Below are 25,050 nucleotides of genomic sequence, written 5' to 3' on the forward strand. Positions count from 1 at the left end.
CTTTCTGCACCCTATCGCGATGAGGTTAGTGGCCGGTCGTCGGCGCGCGCCATTGATGTGGATAACGTGCGGGAACAAAGCGCAAGGTAAGCGCCATTAAGAGGAAAACGCAGATGGCGTGGAATTCCCAGTCTAGCTGGTAGTTTCCGCTCAGGCTGCGCAGCAGCCCTGAAAGCCACGGCGATAAACCGGCGATAATAAAACCGATGCCCTGCATAAACGCCACCAGCCGACCGGCGACGGCAGGTTGCGGTGAATGGTCCAGCGCCAGTACCAGGCACAGCGGGAAGGCGCCGCCCAGTCCTATGCCGCAGCTCACCGCCCACAGCAGCGGCCACTGTTGTGGCCACCAGATGAAACCGCAGAACCCGAGCAACTGCAGCGCCAGCGCCAACATCAGCAGCTTACGGCGATCTTCGTGGCGAGCGAGCATCGGTAGTAACAGCGCGCCGGCGGTTTGGCCGACGGTCATCAATGCCAGAAGCGTGCCGCTAAACTGAGCGCTGTGGCCAAGCTGCATATAATAGGGCGGTAACCAGGCAATCAGGCTGGCGTAGCCGCCATTGATCAGCCCGAAATAAAGGCCAAGCGTCCAGGCCCGATGGTGACGAAAGACCGACGGCGCGGCTTGCGCCGATGCGGCAACCGGCGCGGCGGGCAGCATTTTGCTGATCGGCAACCAGCCAATGAGCGCAGCCAGGGCCGGTAGCGTCCACCATGCCAGCGCGTGGTGCCAGAGCGCGCTTTGCTGCGCAAGCCAGGGGGTGAGCGCGGCGCCAAGGCCGCCTCCGCCCATCAACGCCGCTGACCACAATCCCATCACCTGCGGCGTGCGGCGATGAAAAAGACGCTTGATGACGCTGGGAATAATCGCCTGAATCACGCCGATGCCAATCCCGCCGAGCAGCGCGCTACTAAGCAGCAGGCCGCTTTGCGGCGCCAGCTCGCGCAGGAGCGCGCCAATGCCAATCGCCAGCAGACTTAACGCAATACTGCGGTTTTCGCTAACGTGGCGGTTAATCCATCCGCCAGCGAGCGCCAGCACCCCCATCGCGATGACCGGAAGCGCGGTCAACAGTGAAACCAGGGTAAAGCTCATACCGGTTGCCTGTTGCAGTTGCGGCAGCAATGGACCTATCGAGGTCAGTAGCGGGCGCATATTAATGCCGATCAGTACCAGCACAAATAACGTCAGCGTATTGCGTTGCGTCTGGCTCATTACGCTTTACCCGCCCAGCGCTGATACAGGGCCAGCCCTTCGGGTTGTGGGCAGTGGTGAATGGGGAGTGATTGGTCATCCAATGGCTGCTGCAATTGTTGGTAGATAGCGGCGGTAGAGAGATTGAAGCGCTCGCCATCCTGATTGCTGTTGGCAAAATAGACTTCGCGCACGCCGGTTAAATACATCGCGCTCAGACACATCGGGCAGGGTTGTCCGCTGGCGTAAACCACGCATTCGCGCAATACCTGATTGCCCAGACGTAGAGAAACGTCGCGGATGGCGTTGAGTTCAGCGTGCGCGGTAGGATCGCCGCTCTGGTGCAAGGTATTCACCGCTTCGGCAATGACTTCACACTGGCGCACGATGACGGCGCCGAATGGGCGGCCGCCGTTTTCAACATTTTTGGCAGCAAGCGTAATGGCGCGCTGAAGATAGTTATCATGAGTAGGCATGAGCGGCTCCTGTAGATACTGTTATCGGTTTGCAACTGTTTTGGTCCGGGAAAAACATGTGGTGTTAGTTCAGAGCACATTGCGCTCCCCTCCTGCCGGGAACGTCTCAGTGATTTTGAAGCCACCAACACCGGCAGTTTCAGTAACCATGGGGACAGCGGTAGAAATTTTCAGCTCGCCATGGCACGGACCGTAGGCCGGATAAGGCACAGCCGCCATCCGGCTCGAAAGCGGCTTTTTACCCGCGGTTATTGCCAGGCGGCGCTATGCTTGCGCGGGCCTACAGAGCACATGCCGGCGTAGAGGCCGGGTAAAAGAACTCAGTCGGCGGCAGGCTGGAGATTGAACCCTGCTTCAGGGTAGCGAGCTTATGCCATAAGCTAAAAGACTTATTTATGATTGAGTCAATAAGATTTGCTTATTGGTTGCCGAAATACTACTGAGTTCTCTCACGCGAGGATGATTTTTGCCAGACATGCGGTTTATCTACCAGGTATATCCAACGCCAAGGATGCCATACAGTTCTCCGCTGTGCTGGACAATGGGGCTATCGGCAATATCGTCATCATAGCGTTCGTAGTTTGCCGCTACCATAGCGACCCAATGCGGGCTAAAGCGGTAGCTGGTAATGATGGCGACCATTGGCGATACCGTCGTACCGGTATCCCACTGCGGGCGCTCGGGCGTCGCCTCGCCTGCTGAGACGCCGCCAAAATAGTAGTTCGCCATGTTATGGCTACGCACCATCAGCCCCATACCGGGCATCACCAGCAGATTGTCTTTAACAATCGGAAAATCGGCCCATAACAGCAGCTCCTGGCCGTTGCTGCGACCGCTGATATCGGAACTGATGCGCGCGCTTATCAGCGCGTATGGCGTGATCCAGGTAGCGCCAATACCGCCTTCCAGTTCCCCTTTACGTTCGTCCATTCCCTTGAATGCCGCATCGTCGCTGGGATCTAAATTACCGAAACGCCAGCGCCCATAGCCGTAAAGCGCGATATTGTCATCAAGGTGAAAGTAGTAGCGGGCGCGATCGCCGAGATACATTAACTGGTCGCCAAAATACAATCCTCCGGGAATAAAGTGGGTTTCGTTGTCCTGCTTTTGGTAGCGTGCGGTACCGCTAATGGCGGCGCCGCCGAGAACCCATCCTTTAGGCACCGGGCTATTCGGGTTATCGGCGGAAAAAATGTCGATTGAGCCGAGGTCGACCTCAGCGCTAGCGGAACCGCAATACAAAGCAAGCGTACCGAGAATGGCTATGGGGCATTGGGATAGTTTGAGCATGAGCTTATAGTTGGCGTGAGATGATGAAGTCGATGTGAATCGACCGTGATAAACAATAGAAGATATATAGACGATAGCGAACGCGGTAGGGGGATATTTTTTGTCTTTTATCGTACTTTTTCTGTTTTGCTTTTACTCGGGAAAGCAAAGTGCGCCGATATCAGCACTATAACTGTAACAGTAGCGGATTATTCGTGTGAATAATCCGCACAAAAATGAGTATCATGAATTGAGAATCAGTTCAGAGAGTGAAGCCATCGAATGATTTTCGTTGGTGACGATGCCTTCTTTTTTTAGTTTTTCCATGATGGATTTAAAAGCGAGCTGTTTACTGCTTTCTGTCGCATTAAGTAGGTCGCGGTTAAAGGCGGGATTAGATTGAATGATATAATTAATGAATTCGAGCAGCAGCTTATTTTGTGGCGGCGTGGATGGCTCATTAATGGTTTTTTCATTATATGAATTCATCGCGGCTTCAGAATGTTCCAGCGGACGACTACTGATGGTGTGCTCGTAAATTTTCTCAATTTCTTTACAGGTAATGTACAGCTTGCTTAGCTCAATCGTCGGCTTATCATCATTATCAGGAATGAAATTGCAGTAGATGACGTTTTTAGCCGGAGAGATAATGCTCAGTGAATCTTCTTGTTGAATGTTGTCCGGATTCTCCAGCACATCCATTAGATTTCTTGAATGAGTGTGCCATAAACCAGAAACTGAAACGTTGAGTTTAATTTTGGCGATGGCGCTGTCGTGATTGGCATCAATGACCGACACATTTTCATTCAGGGTGATGATATTGTTTATTTTAGAGTGCTGAGACCAGGGTTTATTGGCTTTGGTAATGTCATCAAAACCACCGTAGCCGTATGACGAGTCGCCAACCCCTTGATTCCTGGTTAAGGCGCTATTGAGAGTGCCGCGATTTTTTTTCAGTTTCAGGCACAGGCTGATAGCGCCGATATCGTGCCAGTGAAGTAAATCTTCCAGTTCGCACTGCAAGAGTTTTTGCGCACGAGCGATAGAGCAATACTCCAGCGGTGGGAGATTGTTCAACTTCCAAATGTTTCTTTCTATCTTATTCATGGCGTTAATTTAATATAAATGTTTTAAATGGTTTGCGTGTTCTGATTAACAGAACGCGAGCGTTTTTATTCGACTACACAATCCTTTTCATGAAAAACTATTCATCAGCGGAATGTGAGTTTATAGTTCATAATATTTATACGGCGGAGGATGGTTAAAATACCCTCTGTAGATAATTATAATCCCTGTTTTATAAATAAGGAATAGAACAATGCTTAATTAACGGTAAACCGGGTTTGAACTATAATAAATTACTCTAAAACTGAATGCGTTAGATGTTAATGATTGTATCGATAAATAAAAAAGACGCCGCAGCGCCTTTTTATAGTAACCATCGCAGGCATAAATTAGCGGGCGCTCTTCTGGAGAGTAAAACCGCCATCCCCCACCTGCGCCGTGGCATACCACGCCATTAATTCCTCGGTACCCGGCGCGCCTTCGGCTGGTGCCCATGGCGCGGAATCCTGCTCGGCTACCGGCTGATAGCCTCCGTGCTTGACTTCAAAAATGATACCGCCGCGATCGAGCGACAGTACCGCATGCCAGGTACCGGCCGCCATTTCAAGCGCCGTGCATTCTTCTCCTAATACCACGCGGTGGGTCACGGTGCCTTGTTCATCGAAGTTCAGTACTACAAAACGGCCGCTTAACGGCAGCAGCAGCTCAAAAGTATGAGGATGACGGTGAGGACGAATGTAAGTTCCCGGCTCCATGGCAATGGCCAGACGCTGTACCGGATCGCTGAGTTCCGGATGGAAGTTACGATGCGCCCGTAGGCGGGGCGAGACCGCGGCGGCCGCGCTCTGTTGTTGCATATCACTGATAGTGATTTGTTTCATGTATACCGCCTGCAAAAAAAGATGACTCAGGGCTTACGCCGGTTTGCATGACTAAGGTGGAGTTGAGCAATCTGCGCTACGAAGCGCAGATTGCTCTCCCGGTTGCCTGATTTTGCACATTTAACGCCATTAGCATAGGGTGATTTATCTATTTCATATTGATGAATATATTTAAGTGATTTTTTATTTTTTTAGTGGCGTTGCTTAATTTTATCTCATCTCAATCATTATTCTTTTATTGTTGGCGAAGGTGTGTAGCATAAAAATAGGGGGGAAATAGCAACATACCTGAGCGTTTCTTACAGAGGGAAACATAATTGAGTATGCAATCTATAAGTGACTGGGTAAGCAAGCTTAGCCGCTTTGTGCCGAAATAGAAACGGCGTATCTTGATTTTATTATTGACCAGAGCGGTCTCGATTATTCCATTATCCCGGCACTTGAGGAGTTTTCTCCCCCTCTTCAATGGCAGTCCCTTTACCTTGGTCTGCCGGAGGAATCTCTGCCCGAAATGGCGCCGCTCCTGATTCGTATCGCACTTAATGCCCCGCTACAGCGGCAGTGGTTTATCGAACTGGCGTATAAAACGCAAACCAGAACGCCATTACTGGCAATAGGGTCGCAGTGGGCTTTCTCCACGCTAGCCGAATGGCTAACTGACTGCGTTGATGCAACGCATGAGGGACGATCAGGCCTTTTTCGCTACTTTGACGCTCGTCTATTTCCGTGGCTATTTTCCGATATTCTGCAACCCGAGCAGCAAGCGCAGCTACGTCGTCCCGCACTCTTCTGGAGCTGGCTGGATCTTGATGCCAGGCCGGCACTATTGATCGGTCACGGCGCTCCGCTTGGGCGTGGTGAAAAATGCCAGAAAATCGCTTTCAGTGATGAGCAATTCGAAGTGATGATGTGTCTTTGCGACGTTAGGTTATTTCTTCGCCATCGAAGTCTGCCGGACAGCTTGTTCAGCTCCCAAGAGGAACGCTTTTCAGCCTGCTTTCGGGCGATGTTGGATGCGACAAAAAATGGAATTTTGCTGGACAACGATCGCGAGGAATGGGTGATGAATACCCTGGTGGAACGGCACTCTCTTGCAGAATGAAAACCAAATCATGACTCACATGCCTCGTTATTGATAAAGGAATATTCCATGAACCTAACATTTCCGCGCGTGATACTGGTGGCATTGCTGCTGACTGTCGCCAGCCAGGGGGCGCTGGCGGGAACCATTAAAGCCATCAATCATACCCGTTGGGCGATTAACGCTTTCAGCGTCGATGGCCAGTCGGGAATAGACATTATCGGGCCGTATCAGGGGGGCGGCGGTGGATGCTGTTACCAGGTACCTGCGAAATGGAGACCAGGGATGACGGTAAAGGTGAACTGGGAAACGGGGGTGGCTTTTGCCAGCGATGTTCCTGATATCCCAGAGCCAGAACGGCCTGATACCTCTAGAATGAGTGAAAAAGAATATTATCAGGCGTGGCAAAGTTATTCAGATGAAATACAAGAGTGGTATAAAAAAATCAATGCATTAGGTGGACATCATTCATTTTTAGTTTCGGTACCGGACTATACGGGACAGGAAACCTGCGGGATCACCGTGCATTTTTTGCCTTGCGATCGGGCCAAAGTGACCACCAGTTGTGCCAACTACGGCAGTCCGGGATACCCCATTAAGGAACCTATAAAGATGATGGAGCCGAAATTATGTCCGCGATAATTAGCGAGCGGGCATGGTACCCGCCTGCGTTTCCGGCGCAAGGACGTTTACCGACGCAAGCCGCGCTGGTAGGGCAGAATAGCCTCCGCCAGGAGAGCCTTGAAACGGCCTACCGACAGCAATTATCGCTGGCCGTCGGGCGGCGCGTGGAGCCCCCCTGTTGCAAAACACTGCATATCAGCCTGTTTTTTGATGGCACCGGTAATAACCTTAATCACGATCTTTTTGTCGCCAATCCGAAGCATCCAACTAATATTGCCCGCCTGTTCCGCGCCACTATTGGCCAGGGTTATGCTGGTGGGTTGGCGGATAAAGGGCCTGAGCTGCTGGATGCCAGCAACAGTGGCGGCAATAAATACTACAAATATTATATTCCCGGCGTCGGTACTCCTTTCCCGGAGGTGATGGATCTGGATTTCAGCATAATGGGACTCGCCGCGGCAACACACGGCGAAGACCGGATAAACTGGGGGCTGCTACGGCTGGTCGATGCTCTCAAACGGACCATGGATAAGGATGCGCTCTCGGATGGCGATAGCTGGAAGGCGGTCAAAAAGATGGCAACATCGATGGTTTCCTTTGGCCTGACCGGCAGCGCTAACCGCTATGAAACCATCCATAATCTGTTGAATGCAATGTCCGCAGATCTGCGCAAAGCGCTGCTGCCCGCTACGCCCGGCAAACAGAAGCTATTAGGCATTAAGCTGTATGTGTATGGTTTTTCTCGTGGAGCGGCAGCGGCCAGGACCTTTGTTAACTGGCTGAGCGAACTGCTGCCAAAGCCAGGGGAGGGGGAAACAAAGCCCGAACAGTGTCTGGCGGTGGGAGAGCTGAAGATCCCATTAAGCGTGGAGTTTCTGGGCCTGTTAGATACCGTTGCTTCAGTGGGGGTCGCGCATATTTCCCCCGTAGCGGAAGGACATATGGGGTGGGCGGACGGAAGCCAGGAGCTGCCGGATGAAGAGTTCTACGGCGGATTTATCAAACGCTGTGTACATCTGGTTTCGGCACATGAACAGCGGCTGTGTTTCCCGCTGGATTCCATTCGCCGCCCGGACGGCAAATACCCGGCGAATAGCGTGGAGGTTATTTATCCGGGGGTGCACTCGGATATAGGGGGAGGATACGGCTCTGCTGGCTGACGAGAGCGGAATTCGGCTTTCAGGGAGTGGCGCTGAACACCCGGACCCGAAACTGGCGTTGTACCCGGTGTGAATATACTTACTTCAGTGGCAAGAAATGCCCGCGCTGTAACGACTGGGTCTATACCAATGCGCGATAACGACGGGACCAAGGCGCCAGGAGCTCATCTTACGGATGCTGACCCAGCGTCTTGAGCTGCATGTGAGCCCCCCCCACGCAACTGCAGATTAGCAGCCAGCTCCAGTGAGGGATTGGCCGCCTGGGGCGCTTTCGCAGCTGATGGTTTTACGGCTCCCAGGACTGCTTTTTTGAGCTCTGTATGAGACGACATAACTCAGTCCGGTTGGCGCTGATTATTCAGACCTGAAAATACGCACCTTATCCCGGACTTCTCCGATCTCTGCTGCGCCGATATAATTTCTGAATGGAAAAAGCTCACGATACCTTACCCCCGGAACAAACCGTCATGGCACTGGCACATTTTGCCTGGTGCGCACTGGTCGCCTTACGTACCGCGCAGCAGGATGGTCAGGCGTTGTCGCCGCTCAGTACGCATGCATTTTTGATGCGCTGGTTGACTGTGGCGTATAAGCAAAAACTGTTTCCGCGTGCAATCGTGTCTGATATTGAGAGTCTGGTGGTACTGGGGAGCCAGAAAGGCCTTGCTGCCAGTTTGCTTAATCGTCTTAAGTATCTGTGGAGTTACTGCACAGGTCCTGTGTCAGCTCAGTCAGATTTGTACCGTCTGACGTACGCAATTGAACAGCTTAAATCGCAGGGCTGGATCAATGAGGTGGTGAGTGACGAAGACTGGGACAATGACGCTCCTTTGCTCCAGGAATACAGCGATATTGCTGCACTTCTGGTAAAAAAGTCAGCATTGACTCATGGGTTTTCTTATGAGGGCAAGTTGATTGCACCGATTGAATTTCTTGTGACTGATGATTTGTCATCCTGTATGGCGGTTTTCCAGGCCCATGCACTCCATGTTGTCGTGCTGAAACCTGATAAGATCGCCATACAGCTCTGACAGTAAATGAAACGCTATCAGTCAGTTCATAAAGCCGATTATGTTCCGGATACTTTCCTTATCGCTACTGCTGTATTTCCCACATGAAGCAACGCTATGAATTTCTGAACCTTTTATCTCTTTCTGATCTAAAACCATATCTTTAAAAAGCATGGGTATTTTAATTCCCCTGATATTGATATAAATCAATTTAATATCATTTTATTAACAATTGTCCGTTTGTTTTTTCTACTGCGACATAAATGTTTGTTTTGTGTGCTGGTGGTAGTTCATTTTACTGGCATGACAGTGCGATTCGCTATTAACATTTAGTGGAAAATTCTTAAGAATTTTCTATATGCCGATTAAAGATCGGTATATTTGATCTTGAATCGATCATTATTCTATTATCGCTTGTGAATCACTTTAGTCTGAAAGTGCACGCAGCGATAAACCGAGGGATGATGAGATGGCTGATAGTTTCCAGAATGAAGTGCCAAAGGCACGTATTAATCTAAAGCTTGACCTGCATACAGGGGGAGCCAGCAAGAAAACCGAGCTCCCGCTGAAATTACTGGTGGCGGGTGACTTCAGTAATGGTCAGGAGTCTGCACCACTGTCTGAGCGCAAAAAAGTTAACCTGAACAAAAATAACTTCGACTCAGTGCTTTCCGAATATTCCCCAAAAATCAATCTGACCGTTAAAAACACGCTGGCTGATGACGGCAGTGAAGACAACATCAGCCTGACCTTCCGGAGCATGAAAGATTTCACCCCGGAGCAGGTCTCCCGACAAATCCCTCAGCTGAAGGCAATGCTTTCCATGCGCAACCTGCTTCGCGATTTAAAAGCGAACCTGCTGGATAACCAGGCTTTCCGAAAGGAGCTGGAAAAAATTCTGCTCGACCCGGCGTTAAGTGCAGAACTCAGAGCCGAACTTTCAGCCCTGGCCCCGAAACAGCCATAACGGTCACGATGATTTAACGGATTAAAAAGGAAGATGCTGATGTCTGTAAAAAATGAGAATGCCACTGGTGGCGAGAGCGTGTTGCTGGAACGTCCTGAGGCAGGTGGGGTTTATGCATCCCTGTTTGAAAAAATCAACCTGAACCCGGTGTCCGAGCTGAGTGCGCTGGATATCTGGCAGGACGCGCAGGCGATACCGGTGCGCGTAACGTTGACAGTCTGCTCAATCAGCAGATTCTGCCGGTACTGAGTCAGCAGTTGCTGACCCACATGGCGGCGAAGCAGAAACCACACTCCCTGACTCTGGGATGGAGTGAGGAAGAGGGCATAGGGCTGGAGTTTACACATGGCTGATGAAACGCAGGATGGGTTCAGAATCAAAGAGGGTGGTGTCAGACTACTCACGGCGGGGGAAATACAGCTGGCGCAATCCGTTTTTTTATCCACCATTGATTATTCGAAAGTATGGATACACAGAGAAAGTTATCTCCCTTTCAATTTACAGGATAACAATACGGCGATGACCCCAAACGGGGAGATCTATTTTCGCGATCAATACTGCGATGATTTTTCCCAGACGACAGACGATCTTCAACATATGTTCATCCATGAAATGGGGCATGTTTGGCAACGTGAAAAAGGGATGAATGTAATCTTCAGAGGATTGGTTAGCTGGATGGTGAACTATCACTATATACTTGATGGTCGTCTCTTAAGTGAATATTCGATGGAGCAACAGGCACAGATTATTGCAGATAATTTTACGTTGCAAACGCAGGGATATAAGATATGGCATCGATTATGGGGCGGTAAATATCCAACTATTACTCTGGATGGTGATACTACTGAATCAGTAATACGTGAACAATACAAAATTGCGTTACGGGGGTTCCCATGGTAAAAGTGTTTGGTTTTGGTAAGTGTTGGCCTGTTGTTTTTTCTGGTTTGTGTCTGGTGATTTTAACCGGATGTCCAGGCCCGGGAGATAGGTTTATCCCCCATGAAACCACTTCTGCTAGTAAACAGGGAAAAAACGTATGTTTTAACATTACAGATGCTCAGGATTATCAACCTGCTGACATAGGAATAAATCCGCGCGGAACTCCCTCGAAGGAAAAGGACTTTAATTTTTCCCCTGAACTTACGATCGTTGATGGAAAATTATGTATTCCTCCTTCTTTTTATCACTTTCCTGATAATGGGAGGTTTATTGTTGAATATATATTAATTTCAAAGAAACATGATAAGCCACGGAAATTTGTTGTCGGCGTGGGGATAAATCATGGGGTGGTTTACAATTTTCCGTTGACCGATCGTGAAATTGCAAGGCCGTATGGTTCAATTAAAGTTTCTGAATAGTGCTCCGGTATAACGTCATGAAGCTTTTTATCTTTTTAGCTTTAGTGGTGGCGGGAGTACTGTTTCTTCCGGATACGTATTTTTACACAATCGTTAAGCGCTTTATCCCCATCACTGGTGACGGCGAATACGGCATGAACAATTTTGAAATGACCGTTTTGCTGATGAAAATCCTCGCCTGCGCCCTCGGGGCTGGAACCGTAATCCCCCTTTTTCGTACTCGCTGAGTACCCTGATTGAACCTGTTACTTACCCGTTGGCAATAAAGTCATGGACTGCAGGTTATCCCATGGAGTCAATATCATGAGTCTGACAGATACGCTTAAGAACACCCTGTCTGCGCTAACTGAAGGCGGGCTGAACCGCTATCGTCTGGATATTCCGTCCTGCACAGCCTTACTGGATGTGGAAACTTTCAGCGGTAAGGAGTTTATGAGTGAGCTTTATTACTACCAGGTTATCTTTACCAGCTGCGATCAAAATATCAGTTCAGCGCAACTGCTGACTAAGCCTGCCACGCTGACCATGGGGACCGGGCCTCTGATGGGGCTGACCGGGCAGAAAGTGGTGCATGGTGTGGTGACGCATTTTAAGCGTATCAGTGGCTCACGTGACCAGGCGACGTACCAGATTATTATTGAGCCGTTCCTGTCTTTGCTGCGCAATCAATTCCGTACCCACCGCTTCTTCGTTAATAAGTCAGTACCGGAAGTTGTCACTGAAGTATTGCAGGAGCATGGCCTGAAAGGTTGGGAGTATGAGTTCACCCTCAAAGCTGACTATCCGAAGCGTGAACAGATTAACCAGTACAAGGAAAACGATCTCGCGTTTATTGAGCGTCTGCTGGCTGAAGTGGGGATTTTCTACTTCTTTACCCTGCAACCCGACACCCAGACTGAGGTGGTGCATTTTGCAGACAAGCAGAGTGCATGGACGTTCGGTAAGTCGCTGCCACTGAGCAGTCCATCGGGCATGAGTGACAATGCAGCAGATTCGGTCTGGGGGGTTAATGTCCGACAGAACGTAGTTGAGCGCTCTGTCACCGCCAGTGATTACAATCACCGTGAAGCCCAGAATATCCTGACTTCTGTACCGGCAGACATGACGAGGGGTGATGGTGAAGGTGTGACCTACGGTGATGTGTATCACTACCTGCCGCGTCATCTTGAACGCGGCGACAAAATCACCCCCGCAGCCGAAACCGGTAACTTCTGGGCACGCCTTGAACATGAACGTTTCCTGTCCGGGCAGACGACTATCAGCGGCTGTAGTAATGATGCCCTGCTTTCTCCGGCCCAGGTGCTGACCATCAGTGAACGTGTGGTGTCGCCTACCCTGCCATCAGAAACGGACAACGGCATTATCATTACCCGCACGAGCTATATCGCCAGTCGTAAAGATGCCCTGATGGTGATGTGGGAGGGGATGCCATATTACGAGAACCGATGCTGGCGACCTGCCGCTAAAAAGCGCCCGGTGGTCAGCGGCACCCTGATGGCACGCGTGACCAGCGCCAAAGATAACGATATCTACGCCTGGCAGGATGCGTCGGGCATGTACCGGGTGAAATTCGATGCGGACCGCGACGACAAACGCCAGGGAATGGAAAGTATGCCGGTACGCTTTGCTAAACCCTACGGCGGCGACAAGTATGGCTTTCACTTCCCGCTGATACAGGGAACTGAGGTTGCCATTGCGTTCCATGAAGGTGACCTCGACCGTCCATACATTGCTTATGCCCTCCACGACTCCCGCCACGTTGACCATGTCACTGAGGCCAACAGTACGCGCAATGTTGTCCGCACAGCTGGCCTGAACAAGCTTCGGATGGAGGACAAGCGCGGCGAAGAGCACGTCAAGCTCAGTACGGAGTATGGCGGCAAAACCCAACTCAATTTAGGTCACAATGTAGACGCTTCCAGGAAGCTTCGTGGCGAAGGTGCGGAGTTACGCACCGATAAATGGGTGGCCGTTCGTGGCGGAGCCGGTGTATTCATTAGTGCGGACAAACAACCATTCGCCAGTGACAAAATGCTTTCCATGAAAGAGGCTATGGCACAGCTTGAAAATGCGTTAAGTATCGCCAGAAGCCTTTCCGATGCGGCAGACAGTGCTCAGGCGTATCCGGCGGATATCCAGAGCCAGAAAATGCTGACGGATGCACTGACGGAACTGGCGCAGCCGGGGATGGTATTGAATGCACCGCAAGGCGTTAGCATCAGCAGCCCGGAAGGTGTACGCATTTCCTCGGGAAGTGCCAGCGTGGGGATCGTCGCGCAAAATAATGCAGACATCAGCGCTATGAAGCGTTTCACGGTTGCGGCAGGTGAAGCTATCAGTATGCTGGCCCGTCAGGCGGGTATGAAGCTGTTTGCTGCGAAGGGGAAAGTCGAAATTCAGGCACAGGATGATGCACTGGACGCTATCGCCAAGAAAGATATTACGGTAACGAGTGCCGAAGGCAAAATTGAAATTACAGCAGCAACGGAACTGGTCGTTAACTGTGGTGGGGCCTATATCAAGTTAAGTGGCGGGAATATTGAATTGGGTTGTCCTGGAAATATTCTTCTGAAATGTGCCAATGCTCAGAAAATGGGAGCAGCTTCGCTGAACACGCCAGCCCCTGAATTTCCAAAAGGTTATGGTGGTGTTTACTCTCTGAATGACGAAGAAGGGAAAATCATCCCTCAGACTGAATATAAAGTGACGACAGCTGACGGGCAGGTGTTTCATGGTATTTCAGATGATAATGGCAAAACACTGCCGATTTATACCACAATGCCCGGCAAATTAAAAGTTGAGATCCTTGGAACCGGCAATTCAACAACAGGGAGTGAATAAGTATGAGTGATTACCATGCATGGGAAGCCAGTGATTGCGAGCATTTCACTGATGTTAATATTTCCGAGAAAACAGTTGTCTGCAAACGAAAACCCGTTCCGGGGATAACCATCACGATCGGGATGTTTTTTGATGGTACAGGGAATAATGCGTTTAATACCCAGAATCGCATCCTGGAGTCCTGCTCTCATCTTGACGTTGGAATGAAGTCAGAAGACGCTGAAGCCTGTGCTAAAAAACTGGGAAAAAAAATTGATAATGCAGGGAGTTATATTGGCTATTATTCAAATATTCACTGGCTCAATACACTTTATGCTACCAATGATGAAGTAATTGAAGGGCAATCAGATTATCAACGCGCTATCTATGTACAGGGGATCGGTACCGATAAGGGGAATAGTGATAGCACGATAAGTATGGGGACGGGCGGTTGGTTTTATGGTGTGGTTGATAAATCTGATGAAGGCGTTGGTCTAATTGCTGAACAGATTTCACAATTTCTGGCTCTTAACCAGGGGATAAATTTTGCAATCGAAAAAATTCAGTTCGATGTTTTTGGATTTAGTCGCGGAGCGGCAGCGGCTCGCCACTTTGTTAACCGTGTAAGAAACAACGATAAAGCCATACAGCAGGCCATAACGAAAGGGCTTGGTGGACGAAATCAGCATGGAAAACCTGCAGGTGAAACCCGCTTTCTGGGGTTGTTTGATACCGTGTGCGCGGTAGGTACAGTCAGTAATCTCTTTGATGTTCATAGTGGTGTGAACCCCGGCGTTGAGCTGGACCTGCCTCCAGATATTGCACAGAAAGTCTTTCAGATCACGGCAATGCATGAGTGCCGCTACAACTTCAGCCTGAACAGTATTAAGGAATTGTGGCCAGAACTGGCTTTACCAGGAGTTCATTCGGATATCGGCGGTGGCTATAATCCAAGGGAAAAGGAGTATCTTTTCCTGACTCAGCCCCAAAACGAAACTGTCAGTGAAAGTATTCCTTCTGAAATGACTGATATCTACCGGCGTTCAGCGGCTGAAATACCTGACTTAAAGAGCCTGCCAGCGTTAAGTGCGATCATTCCGAGTGGTGAAGTAAAGACAGAAACCTGGTATGACTATCTGGTTAACGAGGATAAAAAACGTGGTGGCATCACACAAAAGCGTGTTGGGGCGGCAGTCACTATTGAGAGGGTAGTGACTAATGACTGGAGCAAAGTTAGTTTACGGGTGATGCTGGATGCGGCTCAAGAAGCTGGAGGGATTTTTGAGGCTTATAACCCTTTATCACCAGATATGAAACTTCCTCCTGAGCTTGAGCCGTTGTGTCAAAAAGCAATTGACCAGGGAAAGACTGTAAGAGGTGGTGGTGTGCCGACGCCTTTTATCTCACCGGAATTACAGTTGATTGGCAAATATATTCATTGCTCCGCTCACTGGAATCCTGTGGTTGTAAAAGATGTCTGGTTGGACGGGAATAAAGTGAAAACCATCTACGGGGCAGTGAAATCATCCGATTTGTTTTTTTATATCAATCGCCCAAATCCGGGGTGGCTTCGAGCTGTCTGGAATATGCAGGGAGGTAAATCATGAAATCAATCGCCAGAATAATTTCGATCTTATTTCTTTTGGGCTCTGTTAATGCCTGTGCTAGTGAGCAAACTAACAGTATCAAAACTCCCTGGGACAAGTGGTTCTTTGCTTTTACTACCCCAAAAGCTTTACCGGCACAGGTTACGCTATTGAAGTTGTTGGATGTTGATGGGTATGCGTCTACATATCGGACTATTGATCAGCCGCGTGGCATCAGTGTCGGAAAATGGAGTGAGCGGAATTCAGCGGGGAGTACGCAGTTTAATAAAGCCGACAGGTTGCCGCAAATAATGATGTTTTGCTGGGACTCAATAATTGATAAAAAAACATATCAATCAACTCTATTTTTCTCCCAAAATGCATGGGATAAAATGATCGCTCCTTATCCTGATGTTTTAGAACCTGGGAAAAGTGCATATCGGCAAACGATGTTAATAGGATTAGCGCCGGAAGGAAAAGTACGGGTATGGTTAAGGCAATATGGCCATTCGGATATCCCATTAAATGATACCAAAGTAACGACTGTTTCAGGTAAAGATCTTGATATGTGCAAAGGGGTGACAGGGCATCCAGATGGATATATTTACTATGGAGAAACTCCTGATTTTATTAAAGATAAAAAGTATCCTTACGGGAGCTGGTAAATGCACAGTAATGTTTAGTTTTTCAATATATTGCATTCGTGTAGCTTGGGTGTGCAGGGAGGAAAATTATGAAAACAATTACCAGAATAACTTCGGTTTTATTACTTGTGGGTTTTGCTAACGCCTGTGCCAGTGAACAACCCAATAGTCTTAAAACCCCTTGGGACAAATGGTACTTTGCCTTTACCACACCAAAAGCTTTACCAGCACAGGTTACATTGTTAAAACTGTTGGATGTTGATGGTTATGCATCGACATATCGGACTATCGATCAGCCACAAGGGATCAGTGTAGGTAAATGGAGTGAACGTAACTCTGCGGGGAACACTCAGTTTAATAAAGCCGACAGGTTGCCACAGATAATGATATTTTGTTGGGACTCAATCATTGATAAAAAGGTTTATCAGTCCACTTTATTCTTTACTCAGGATACTTGGAATAAGATGACAACCTCTTATCCTGATGTTTTAGAACCTGGGAAAAATGCATATCGGCAAACGATGTTAATAGGGTTAGCACCGGAAGGAAAAGTACGGGTCTGGTTGAGACAATATGGTCATTCAGATATTCCATTAAATGATACAAAAATAACGACAGTTTCCGGTAAAGACCTTGATATGTGTAAAGGGGTAACGGGAAGTGATTTTTCCTATGGGTACAGTAATACAACCAAAGAGTTCATCAAGGGTAAAAAATATCCTTATGGTTCATGGTGAATAATCGCATTTCAAAGACAGAGTTGTGTTCAATACTCTTTATTCATATGAACCTTTGCTCAGTTTAAGTTGCTTAGAATATGCAGAGAAGTAAACCATGAAATCAAATGCCAGAATTATCTCGATCTTATTTCTTTTGGGCTCTGTTAGTGCCTGTGCTAGTGAACAACCCAATAGTCTTAAAACCCCTTGGGACAAATGGTACTTTGCCTTTACCACACCAAAAGCTCTACCAGCACAGGTTACATTGTTAAAACTGTTGGATGTTGATGGTTATGCATCGACATATCGGACTATCGATCAGCCACAAGGGATCAGTGTAGGTAAATGGAGTGAACGTAACTCTGCGGGGAACACCCAGTTTAATAAAGCCGACAGGTTGCCACAGATAATGATATTTTGTTGGGACTCAATCATTGATAAAAAGGTTTATCAGTCCACTTTATTCTTTACTCAGGATACTTGGAATAAGATGACAACCCCTTATCCTGATGTCTTAGAACCTGGGGAAAATGCATATCGGCAAACGATGTTAATAGGATTAGCGCCGGAAGGAAAAGTACGGGTCTGGTTGAGACAATATGGTCATTCGGATATCCCATTAAATGATACAAAAATAACGACTGTTTCAGGTAAAGACCTTGACATGTGCAAAGGTGAAACGAACTTTCCTAATGGATATGAATATAGCGAGGGTATAAAGAAATTTATAAATGGAAAAAAATACCCTTATGGTAATTGGTAATCGTTGTAAATGGTGATTTTTAAAGATGTACATCACAAACCATTAATGTTCTATCATGCTTTTGTGAAAGGTGTTTTTATGAAACCATTTTATGTATTAGTGTTATTTTTTACCTCCGCTCTGTGTTTTGCTGAAACTGTCACTATAGATCCAACATCAACAACTAAAGCAGACGATGCAAATACAATAGCCAATATGTATCGTATGGGCATGGGTGTTCCAAAGGATATGAAAAAAGCCTTTGAACTCTATCAGGTTGCTGCTGAACTCGGAAACACGGATGCTCAGGTCGATTTAGGCGATATGTATTATTCTGGCGAAGAAACTTCTCAGAGCTACGAAAAAGCCAATTATTGGTATGAGAAGGCTGCGAAAAACAGCAACGCTAAAGCTCAGATGTATTTAGGTTACGCATATCTTAATGGTAAAGGTGTCGCTGTTGATTATGATAAAGCCAAAAATTTTCTTGAACTTGCAGTTAAACAAGGCGAGCCTTCAGCCATGAATCATTTGGGAATGATGTACTTTGAGGGTAAAGGGGTAACTAAAGATCAAAATAAGGCTATCCCGCTATTTCAAAAAAGCTGCTCTGAAGGTGATTCGAATGCGTGTGATAAGTTAAAAGAAATTAAAGCAGAGAAATAATCTTTTATCTGCATAAAGATATGAATATGCGGAAGTCAAAAAATGGAGCTTCGGATGTCTAAAGGTTTTGTATTGATTGGTGATAACACCACGCACGGCGGCCAGGTCATTTCTGCCTCATCAACAATGGTAGTAAATGGCAAGAAGGTTGCCCTCGTGGGCGATAAGGTCAGTTGCCCAAAAGAGGGGCACGGTATTAATGCCATTATTGAAGGTTCGCCTGAATGGACCTCTGATGGCAAAGCCGTGGTTGTGGATGGTTGCCACTGTGAGTGCGGTTGTCAGGTGATCTCCAGTGCACCGGATTGTGTAATAGGATAAGTAATGAGCTGGGAGCGTCAGAAATCAACAATATCGGCTAAGCCCGAAGAACCTTCATTCATCCTGTGGATGATGCTGGGTGTTCTTGCGCTGGTCGGGTGCGTGCTGTTGTTTGTCCTGCATGCCAATCAACTGGCTGGGCCACTTCAAACATTTAATCTTTGGATTGTTACCGCATCCCCTGCAGTTGTCTGGTTTTTCTTTCTCTGTCTGCGTGGCTGGCTCTATAACAATGCATTTGACAGACACGAATTTGAAGCCGGTGAGGCAGAATATGCGCAACAACAGTGGATTGAATGGTCTGGACGCAATGTCGCTGTATTACACAGCGGTGTAATGCTGCCCGCAAATCTGATACCTCAAAATTTTATTGCAGCCCCGCCAACGCTGGAGCAGAGCACATCCCTGACCCAACGAATTTATCTGCAAGATCATGAGACACATTTTTCAGTTCTGTTGACCGGGTTAAGTCCTGTACTGGCAAAGTTGCCTTTAGATTTAGTACCAGCTGTCACGCTACTGACAGATTCTCACGATGACATATTGGTATTGCAGGATGCATTTGCGCAGGCCTGGCAGACAGCCATTCTGGATCTCCCTGTTCCAGCGTTGACGATTCTTACGTCAAAGTCCTTCCTTTCACTGGATGAGCGAATTAAGTCACCGACGCTGGATGTGGATTTGATCCTGATTCACCAGACACAGGGGCGGGATACGTACAGTGATGTGCTGGCAGCCCTGTTGCTGACCTCCGATGATGTCGCCACAAAATACAACCTCTCCTTTAACGCCCGTCTTTTGCGTCCAATGGCACTTGACATGGCGATTTCAGAAAAGTCATTGGATACATTTTTCTCGACCCAGACTCAGGCTTGTGCCACCGCCAGTATTGTCGGCGACAGCGTGGAGTGGGGTGATGCATTTTCTGATTTACTTGCAGCGGCACAAGATTATGACGGTTACTGGAAACCTGAACAGCTCCACTGGCTGGAGAAATATGCCGGGCTTAGCGGCCCCTTTTCTCCATGGATAATGGCTGCAGTAGCCAGCGATATCGTGAATATACAAAAAGCCGACTGTCTGATGCTCTCTACAGATGGTGAGCAGAAATTTATTAATACCGTGCAAACAGGGAACAGAAACGATGACAACGGGTGATTCAGCATGGCGCGGAGGATGGGGAAAACTGGGGTTCTCCGCGCTCTTAGCGGGCGGGATTGCCTGGGGCATCTGGCACTATGGTGATCAGATGGGGCTGCATACCCCGTTATTTAAAGGGCTGGTCATTGCCGGAGCCCTGATTTTATTGATGCTGTTCCGCCACGGCAAAACCATTACGCTCGCCATTAAACAGGGCTGGTATCGTTTCCAGTCTAAGCGAAAGAATGTTCTGCCAGCCGATGAAGGCCGCGTTGAACAGACTGAGCCGCGTAACGTCACCGTCAATACCATCCGTGAAGCCATGCGTAACCTCTACGGTCGGTGTTGGGGACATAAAACTCGCATCCTTCTGATAACCGGTACCGCCGCTGAAGTGGAGCAACTGACCCCGGGTCTTACAGCTCAGCTCTGGCAGGAAGATCGCGGCACGCTGTTACTATGGGGCGGTGACCTCAATACTCCAGTGGACAGTGCCTGGCTGACCGCGCTGCGCAAACTGCGTCGCCGTCCGGTGGATGGGCTGGTGTGGGTCACCTCGGCCTTTGACCAGCTCTCAGCACCAGGACTGGAACAGCCGCTGCCGGTACCCTCTGAAAGCATCATGGATTCCCTGTCTCATGCCATCAGCGCGCGTATGGAAACGCTTGGCTGGAAGCTCCCGCTGTATGTCTGGTCCCTGCACCCGCGCGCTGGTAAGCCGGAAGGGCGCATTACGCAGGCGACCGGTTGTCTGTTGCCTGCCGGGTGTCATACCGAAGGGCTGGCAGAGCAACTCTCAGCCCTGATATCCGGCTCATCGCCCGTTGGGCAAGACCCGGGCTATGACGATGACTTCCAGCAGATGCGCGAGGAGGTCAATAAACTCTCCGGTGCGGATGTGTGGAGGCGACCTTCCATAATGGAGGATTCGTGACGCCTCTTGGGCGACTATTTATGCGGTCAGGCACGGTGAACCACTGGACCTTTACTCCGCCTGGTGCTTTATCCCCCTCCGGGCAGAGTTTTGATGAGAGCACATTTTTTGGTTTGATTCTGGAGCTCCTTCCATAGTGCAACCGGAATGATCAATAGTTATATATTTTTTGCCTATCAGTCATTGCATAATTACCTGGCGAAACTGTTAATGGCTGACGGAGAACAGAGCCCCAAAGTAACGAAATAAATAACGGATATGGAAATGAGAAAATTAATCTTCCTTCTGGTCTCAGGAATTCTTTTTACGGCACAGGCTGATGCTGCGCGTGGAAGGCTGCCCTGCTCAGGTTCAAAAGGCGGCATAGCGCACTGCACATCGGATGGCCGCTTTGTCTGTAATGACGGGAGTCTGAGTCAGTCGAAACGATTATGTTCCGGGTATGGTTACTCAGAAGCCAGTAATCCGGTAAAACCGTCTACTTCCACTCACAAAGCTAAGACGAAAAAGATGACAACGGCGAAAAAGCAGAAGCCGCAACGTGTTGCAGAAAACGACGAACCGGTCAGTACCCAACCCCGACAGCCCACATGCGCCCCCCTCTATATGGCCAGTAAGCCCGGATATACCCATTTACCGATTTGCTCAGGGAACCAGTATTAATCCCCTGGCCCATTTTCAGTTTAAATCGTCAGGATTAAAAGAAGAAAGGAAAAAAATAAAACATGGCACGAAGAAAAAAAGATGACAATGCGGCGGGTATTATTCTGGTTATTATTGGTGTCATTGCCTGGGGTATTTATGTCGCGGTAAGAGCATTAATCAATATTAATGAGCGATTTATTGAATCTGTGTCGAATCCGGCCGGTATCATCGGTCTGTTCTTTGGCTTACTGATAGCCGTTGCACTGATAATGCGGGTTTTCATTTACCGGGGCTTCAGGAAGAAAACCGCGGAGCTTGAACAGGCAACTTCGGACCTGGCCCAGAAAGAGAAAGCCTTTGACGAAACGGTCAGGACTGAAGTGGCTCGCGGCCTGTATCAGGAAAAGAAAAAGCTTTCCGGTCAGTGGGATGACTTTCACAATGCCAGAAATAAAACCTCCCGGGCTCTGCAGCGTATTGTGGACTCCGCGTATAAATTCAAAGTCAAAACCCTGCTTTCCGGCACCACGGTAAATAACTGGCAAAGCAAGTACGACCAGCTCAGAAAAGAGAGAGACGCTTATGCTGCTACAAGCGAGAAAATCACCTTTCTGGAACTGGAAGATAATGCCGACTGGGAAGGCGTAAAACAGCAGTTTCTGGATAAGGTCGCCCTGCTTGAAAAAGCGCAGGAAGAAAAAGAATATCAGGCTGAGCTCAGGCGTCAGATGCGGGAAGAGAAACAGCGTCAGGATGAACTGGAGCAGCAGCAGCGCGAAGCGGAAGAGGAGGAGCAACGCCTTGCTGAGCAGCAGCGTTTACTGGAAGAAGCTCTGCTCGCCGCTGAAGGTGCGCACCGGGAAGAGCTGGAAAGACAGCGTCTGGAGCTGGAGCATAGAATCCAGGACGTGCATCAACATTATGAACGCGCCAAATCCATGGCCCAGCTCACGAAGCAGGGACACGTATATGTGATTTCGAATATTGGCTCCTTCGGTGAAAACGTATTTAAAATCGGTATGACCCGACGACTGGAACCTATGGAGCGTGTGAAAGAACTGAGCGGAGCAGCCGTGCCGTTTGATTTTGACGTCCATGCCATGATTTCCTGCGATGACGCCCCTGCGCTTGAAAAGACACTGCATGATCATCTGGAAAGCTACCGGATTAACCGAATCAACCTGCGGAAGGAGTTTTTCCGGGTTGAACTCAGTAAAATTATCGATGAGGTTGAGCGTCATCATGGCCAGGTTGAATATATCGCCGACCCGGTGGCGCTACAGTATCTGCAGAGTCTCGAATATGCAGAAAGTGAAGCCGCATAAGCCTTAATCATCCTTATTCCCGGACACGTCAGAATGGACAACTGGTCATGAATGACATTACCCAACGTAAGATTAAAACCGGCGGTGACCCGCGCTCGCTACCGGATTATGCCGCCTTGCGTGATGAGCTGAGTAAGCTGACACATCCGGCTCGCCCGGATGTGAACTGGCGTTATGCGGAAAAACTATGTCTCTCACTGTTCGAGCAGAACGGTGTGGAATTGCAAACAGCAGCCTGGTATACGCTTGCGCGTGCACAGCTGGCCGGTTTATTCGGGCTCAATGAAGGGCTGACGATACTCGAGGCCCTGATAAGCCATCAGTGGGGGGCACTGTGGCCTCAGCCAGTCCATGCGCGCATGGAAATTCTCAGCAGTCTGAGTCAGCGCCTGCAGCAACGAATGCGCTCGCTCCCGCTGAATTACAGCGACCTCAGCCAGTTGTACCGGGCGGAGCAACTGCTTACAGGTCTGGGAGAGGTACTGCAGCGTCTGGAGCTTAAGCATCTGAGTCAGCTCGATACGTTGCGTACCCTGATGCACAACAGTGCTGTTCGGCTGGAAAATAGCGATGGCATAACCACTACCGGGTCGAGCATTCAGCCTGGTATCGTATTGCCTACCACCGTGATGAATGAGGCGACAGCATCCACGAGAGACTTTGCTGGTGGACCGGATGAAGATACGCCAGAGAGTGCAGTGAAGTGGGTTTACGTTGCGCAACCGGAACCGCAGTCGAATGTGGAAGTGCTGTCGACATTGCCTGTTCCGGTTAAAAAGTGGAAATCCTTCGTCGCCGGGATGTGTACCATGATGGTGATAACCACCATCGCAGGGTGGGGTTGGCAGTATCTTCACCGTCCGGATCCGCTACAGACTCAGCTTGCTGCTTCACTGGCTCCGTTCCCTGCACCTCTCACGTCTGAACAACTGGGGATGTTGCGTCAGCAGACTCCGTTACCGAAGGATCTTATCGCACAGACACAGCAGCAGCTTGCCCGGCTGGATAAATTACCTCCTGACTGGAATATCACTTATGCCAGAAAACTCATCGAACAGGTTCAGGTATTGTGGCCGGAACAGGCTAAGACCCTGGTACAGCAGTGGCAGCAGCAGATTAATATCTCAGTACTTCCTGTCGATAAAACGAACGGCTGGCATGAAGGTATGACGCAGCTTCAGGCTCTTGCCGATAAACTGAATGCACTTGATGGTCAGAAGGGAAAATACATCACCGTCAGTGAACTTAAATCGCAGGTCTTTGGCATGCTGACAAGCTTCCGGCAGACCGTGCCGGTGGAAGAACAGCTTCGGCAGTTGAAGCTGCTCCCTGAAGACGCTCCGCAGCGTCAGCAGCAGATTCAGCAGGCTGAGCAGCACCTCCGGGCTCAAGTCTATATGCTGGCGCAGGAAAAACATCGTGAGTGATGTAAAAGGAACTGACGGGGTGGGTAAAACACAGCGACACCGTAATCACCGGACACAGTGGACGGCCACCGAAATTACGTTTGTGGAACAACACTATGGTCAGCTGTCTGCCCGTGAAATCGGGGAGCGGCTTGGCCGGTCTGCCCATGGAGTGGCCCGAATCGTTCAGCTTTTAGGTCTGTCCCAGGGCGTCGCACAGTCCTGGTCAGAAGAGGAGCTGGCATTGCTCCGGACCCACTATGCAGAAGGCATAGAGTATGTCATATCACTCTTGCCCGGGCGTTCACGCAAGGCTATCTTCCGGCAGGCGTCCCTTGCCGGGCTCACTAGTCGCAGTAGCTGGAGCAGTGAAGAGAAAGCATTTCTGGAAAAACATTACAGAAATCTGCCAACAAAAGAAATTGCTACCAGACTGGGCAGAAGCGTCAGCGCGGTGAGGGCGGCAGTGGTCAAATTTGACCTTGGAACAGGGAAAAACAGACCCTGGTCGGAATGGGAATTGGTGTTGATGCAGGCGCACTACAGTATTCCTGATTATGACTTGAGCATATTCGGAGGCAGGGTCATGCACCGCCATTATTAACTGGCGGTTGTATCTAATCCTGGGGGCTGGTCAGGTGGAGTTAAGGTATTGTAGAAGTGTTGATGTCGGCGGGCTTAGAATGCAAAAACGGACCTCCATGGAGGTCCGTTGATATGAATTTGGTGCAAGACTCGCAATCGAACCAAAGATGCGGGGATTTTCAAAACTCATGCTTAATTTGGTAATTCTGACGGTAGAGGCCAGTCTTCTGGTACTAGAGCAGGGGGCTTGGTCCAGGGAAGCTCGGTTAGCGGTACGTATCACATCATCGATATTAGCTTAAAACAATACCACTGTGTTTCCTGCGTGAATAGAAAAAGTAAGTACTTGAGGATGCTAAATGTGAAGTGAATAGCCTTCCGTGCCGAGGTTTATCGTGCTGATGAGGCACTTTGTATCCTGAATGGAA

The 25,050-nt window shown here is 49.0% G+C and carries 24 protein-coding genes and 4 pseudogenes; 23 read left to right on the forward strand and 5 right to left on the reverse strand.

The window, feature by feature from the left end:
* Positions 1-25: 25 nt before the first annotated feature.
* From ABLV78_RS06890 to ABLV78_RS06910, 5 genes are all read right to left on the reverse strand, one after another.
* The gene (locus tag ABLV78_RS06890) at positions 26-1,219 is read right to left on the reverse strand and encodes a cyanate transporter (RefSeq protein WP_047045754.1); all 1,194 of its coding nucleotides are present in this window, start codon (positions 1,217-1,219) and stop codon (positions 26-28) included.
* A complete protein-coding gene (locus tag ABLV78_RS06895) occupies positions 1,219-1,674 on the reverse strand; it encodes a nucleoside deaminase (RefSeq protein ID WP_088389881.1) in 456 nt (151 codons plus the stop codon). Before ABLV78_RS06895 ends, ABLV78_RS06890 begins: the two co-directional genes overlap by 1 nt.
* A 486-nt stretch (positions 1,675-2,160) precedes the next feature.
* Entirely contained in the window at positions 2,161-2,964 is an 804-nt protein-coding gene (locus tag ABLV78_RS06900) for a MipA/OmpV family protein (protein ID WP_223683741.1), read from the reverse strand.
* Positions 2,965-3,186: 222 nt separating this feature from the next.
* Positions 3,187-4,050: a hypothetical protein gene (locus ABLV78_RS06905; RefSeq protein ID WP_045391545.1), complete on the reverse strand. Its 864-nt coding sequence runs from the start codon at positions 4,048-4,050 to the stop codon at positions 3,187-3,189.
* Between the two features lie 347 nt (positions 4,051-4,397).
* On the reverse strand, positions 4,398-4,889 hold the full coding sequence (locus ABLV78_RS06910; RefSeq protein ID WP_045391542.1) for a WbuC family cupin fold metalloprotein: 492 nt from the start codon (positions 4,887-4,889) through the stop codon (positions 4,398-4,400).
* Positions 4,890-5,289: 400 nt separating this feature from the next.
* Between ABLV78_RS06910 and tla1 the strand changes: the two genes are divergently transcribed.
* The 23 genes and pseudogenes from tla1 to ABLV78_RS07025 all read left to right on the forward strand — a co-directional run bounded on the left by tla1 (position 5,290) and on the right by ABLV78_RS07025 (position 24,641).
* Entirely contained in the window at positions 5,290-5,991 is a 702-nt protein-coding gene (tla1, locus tag ABLV78_RS06915) for a toxin Tle1 chaperone Tla1 (protein ID WP_226473804.1), read from the forward strand.
* A gap of 48 nt (positions 5,992-6,039) precedes the next feature.
* The gene (locus ABLV78_RS06920; protein ID WP_047045769.1) at positions 6,040-6,612 is read left to right on the forward strand and encodes a DUF3304 domain-containing protein; all 573 of its coding nucleotides are present in this window, start codon (positions 6,040-6,042) and stop codon (positions 6,610-6,612) included.
* Positions 6,600-7,739: pseudogene (locus tag ABLV78_RS06925) on the forward strand (Tle1 family T6SS lipase effector); the annotation flags it as partial. The gene ABLV78_RS06920 and the pseudogene ABLV78_RS06925, both read left to right, overlap by 13 nt.
* A 482-nt stretch (positions 7,740-8,221) precedes the next feature.
* The gene (locus ABLV78_RS06930; RefSeq protein ID WP_226473803.1) at positions 8,222-8,785 is read left to right on the forward strand and encodes a DUF2913 family protein; all 564 of its coding nucleotides are present in this window, start codon (positions 8,222-8,224) and stop codon (positions 8,783-8,785) included.
* A gap of 448 nt (positions 8,786-9,233) precedes the next feature.
* A complete protein-coding gene (gene tssB / locus ABLV78_RS06935) occupies positions 9,234-9,731 on the forward strand; it encodes a type VI secretion system contractile sheath small subunit (protein ID WP_088389883.1) in 498 nt (165 codons plus the stop codon).
* A 33-nt stretch (positions 9,732-9,764) separates the two neighbouring features.
* A pseudogene (locus ABLV78_RS06940) lies at positions 9,765-9,926 on the forward strand (type VI secretion system contractile sheath large subunit); the annotation flags it as partial.
* Positions 9,923-10,084, forward strand: a pseudogene (locus ABLV78_RS06945) (hypothetical protein); the annotation flags it as partial. The pseudogenes ABLV78_RS06940 and ABLV78_RS06945, both read left to right, overlap by 4 nt.
* Positions 10,077-10,631 carry a type IV secretion protein Rhs gene (locus ABLV78_RS06950; protein WP_165430576.1) on the forward strand — a complete coding sequence of 185 codons (555 nt, stop codon included), beginning with the start codon at positions 10,077-10,079 and terminating at the stop codon, positions 10,629-10,631. The pseudogene ABLV78_RS06945 and the gene ABLV78_RS06950, both read left to right, overlap by 8 nt.
* Positions 10,625-11,089 (forward strand): putative T6SS immunity periplasmic lipoprotein, encoded by a 465-nt coding sequence (locus ABLV78_RS06955; RefSeq protein WP_228279841.1) that lies wholly within the window; start codon positions 10,625-10,627, stop codon positions 11,087-11,089. The genes ABLV78_RS06950 and ABLV78_RS06955 overlap by 7 nt, the downstream gene beginning before the upstream one ends.
* A 17-nt stretch (positions 11,090-11,106) precedes the next feature.
* Positions 11,107-11,316 (forward strand): hypothetical protein, encoded by a 210-nt coding sequence (locus tag ABLV78_RS06960; RefSeq protein ID WP_088389884.1) that lies wholly within the window; start codon positions 11,107-11,109, stop codon positions 11,314-11,316.
* Positions 11,317-11,392: 76 nt separating this feature from the next.
* The gene (locus tag ABLV78_RS06965; RefSeq protein ID WP_088389885.1) at positions 11,393-13,930 is read left to right on the forward strand and encodes a type VI secretion system protein VgrG; all 2,538 of its coding nucleotides are present in this window, start codon (positions 11,393-11,395) and stop codon (positions 13,928-13,930) included.
* 2 nt (positions 13,931-13,932) lie between these two features.
* Entirely contained in the window at positions 13,933-15,516 is a 1,584-nt protein-coding gene (locus tag ABLV78_RS06970; RefSeq protein ID WP_088389886.1) for a T6SS phospholipase effector Tle1-like catalytic domain-containing protein, read from the forward strand.
* A complete protein-coding gene (locus tag ABLV78_RS06975) occupies positions 15,513-16,160 on the forward strand; it encodes a DUF2931 family protein (protein ID WP_088389887.1) in 648 nt (215 codons plus the stop codon). The genes ABLV78_RS06970 and ABLV78_RS06975 overlap by 4 nt, the downstream gene beginning before the upstream one ends.
* A 68-nt stretch (positions 16,161-16,228) precedes the next feature.
* Entirely contained in the window at positions 16,229-16,876 is a 648-nt protein-coding gene (locus ABLV78_RS06980) for a DUF2931 family protein (RefSeq protein ID WP_088389888.1), read from the forward strand.
* A 97-nt stretch (positions 16,877-16,973) separates the two neighbouring features.
* Positions 16,974-17,621, forward strand: coding sequence for a DUF2931 family protein (locus tag ABLV78_RS06985; protein ID WP_088389889.1), 648 nt, complete (start codon positions 16,974-16,976; stop codon positions 17,619-17,621).
* A 78-nt stretch (positions 17,622-17,699) separates the two neighbouring features.
* Positions 17,700-18,266: a tetratricopeptide repeat protein gene (locus ABLV78_RS06990; protein ID WP_165430575.1), complete on the forward strand. Its 567-nt coding sequence runs from the start codon at positions 17,700-17,702 to the stop codon at positions 18,264-18,266.
* Positions 18,267-18,320: 54 nt separating this feature from the next.
* The gene (locus tag ABLV78_RS06995; RefSeq protein WP_061276910.1) at positions 18,321-18,587 is read left to right on the forward strand and encodes a PAAR domain-containing protein; all 267 of its coding nucleotides are present in this window, start codon (positions 18,321-18,323) and stop codon (positions 18,585-18,587) included.
* A 3-nt stretch (positions 18,588-18,590) separates the two neighbouring features.
* On the forward strand, positions 18,591-19,745 hold the full coding sequence (locus tag ABLV78_RS07000) for a KPHS_23130 family T6SS system protein (protein WP_088389890.1): 1,155 nt from the start codon (positions 18,591-18,593) through the stop codon (positions 19,743-19,745).
* Positions 19,732-20,532: pseudogene (locus ABLV78_RS07005) on the forward strand (ImcF-related family protein); the annotation flags it as partial. The gene ABLV78_RS07000 and the pseudogene ABLV78_RS07005, both read left to right, overlap by 14 nt.
* 393 nt (positions 20,533-20,925) lie before the next feature.
* Entirely contained in the window at positions 20,926-21,324 is a 399-nt protein-coding gene (locus tag ABLV78_RS07010; RefSeq protein WP_088389891.1) for a YdcA family protein, read from the forward strand.
* Positions 21,325-21,386: 62 nt separating this feature from the next.
* Positions 21,387-22,631, forward strand: a complete 1,245-nt coding sequence (locus ABLV78_RS07015) for a GIY-YIG nuclease family protein (protein ID WP_088389892.1) — start codon at positions 21,387-21,389, stop codon at positions 22,629-22,631.
* 47 nt (positions 22,632-22,678) lie between these two features.
* Complete coding sequence (locus tag ABLV78_RS07020; RefSeq protein ID WP_088389893.1) at positions 22,679-24,058, forward strand: VasL domain-containing protein; 1,380 nt, start codon at positions 22,679-22,681, stop codon at positions 24,056-24,058.
* Complete coding sequence (locus tag ABLV78_RS07025; protein ID WP_226473518.1) at positions 24,051-24,641, forward strand: hypothetical protein; 591 nt, start codon at positions 24,051-24,053, stop codon at positions 24,639-24,641. The genes ABLV78_RS07020 and ABLV78_RS07025 overlap by 8 nt, the downstream gene beginning before the upstream one ends.
* Positions 24,642-25,050: the final 409 nt, after the last annotated feature.

It is taken from the genome of Klebsiella sp. CN_Kp075 (genome assembly GCF_040065055.2).
In the GTDB taxonomy this organism is placed as follows: Bacteria; Pseudomonadota; Gammaproteobacteria; order Enterobacterales; family Enterobacteriaceae; genus Klebsiella; species Klebsiella aerogenes.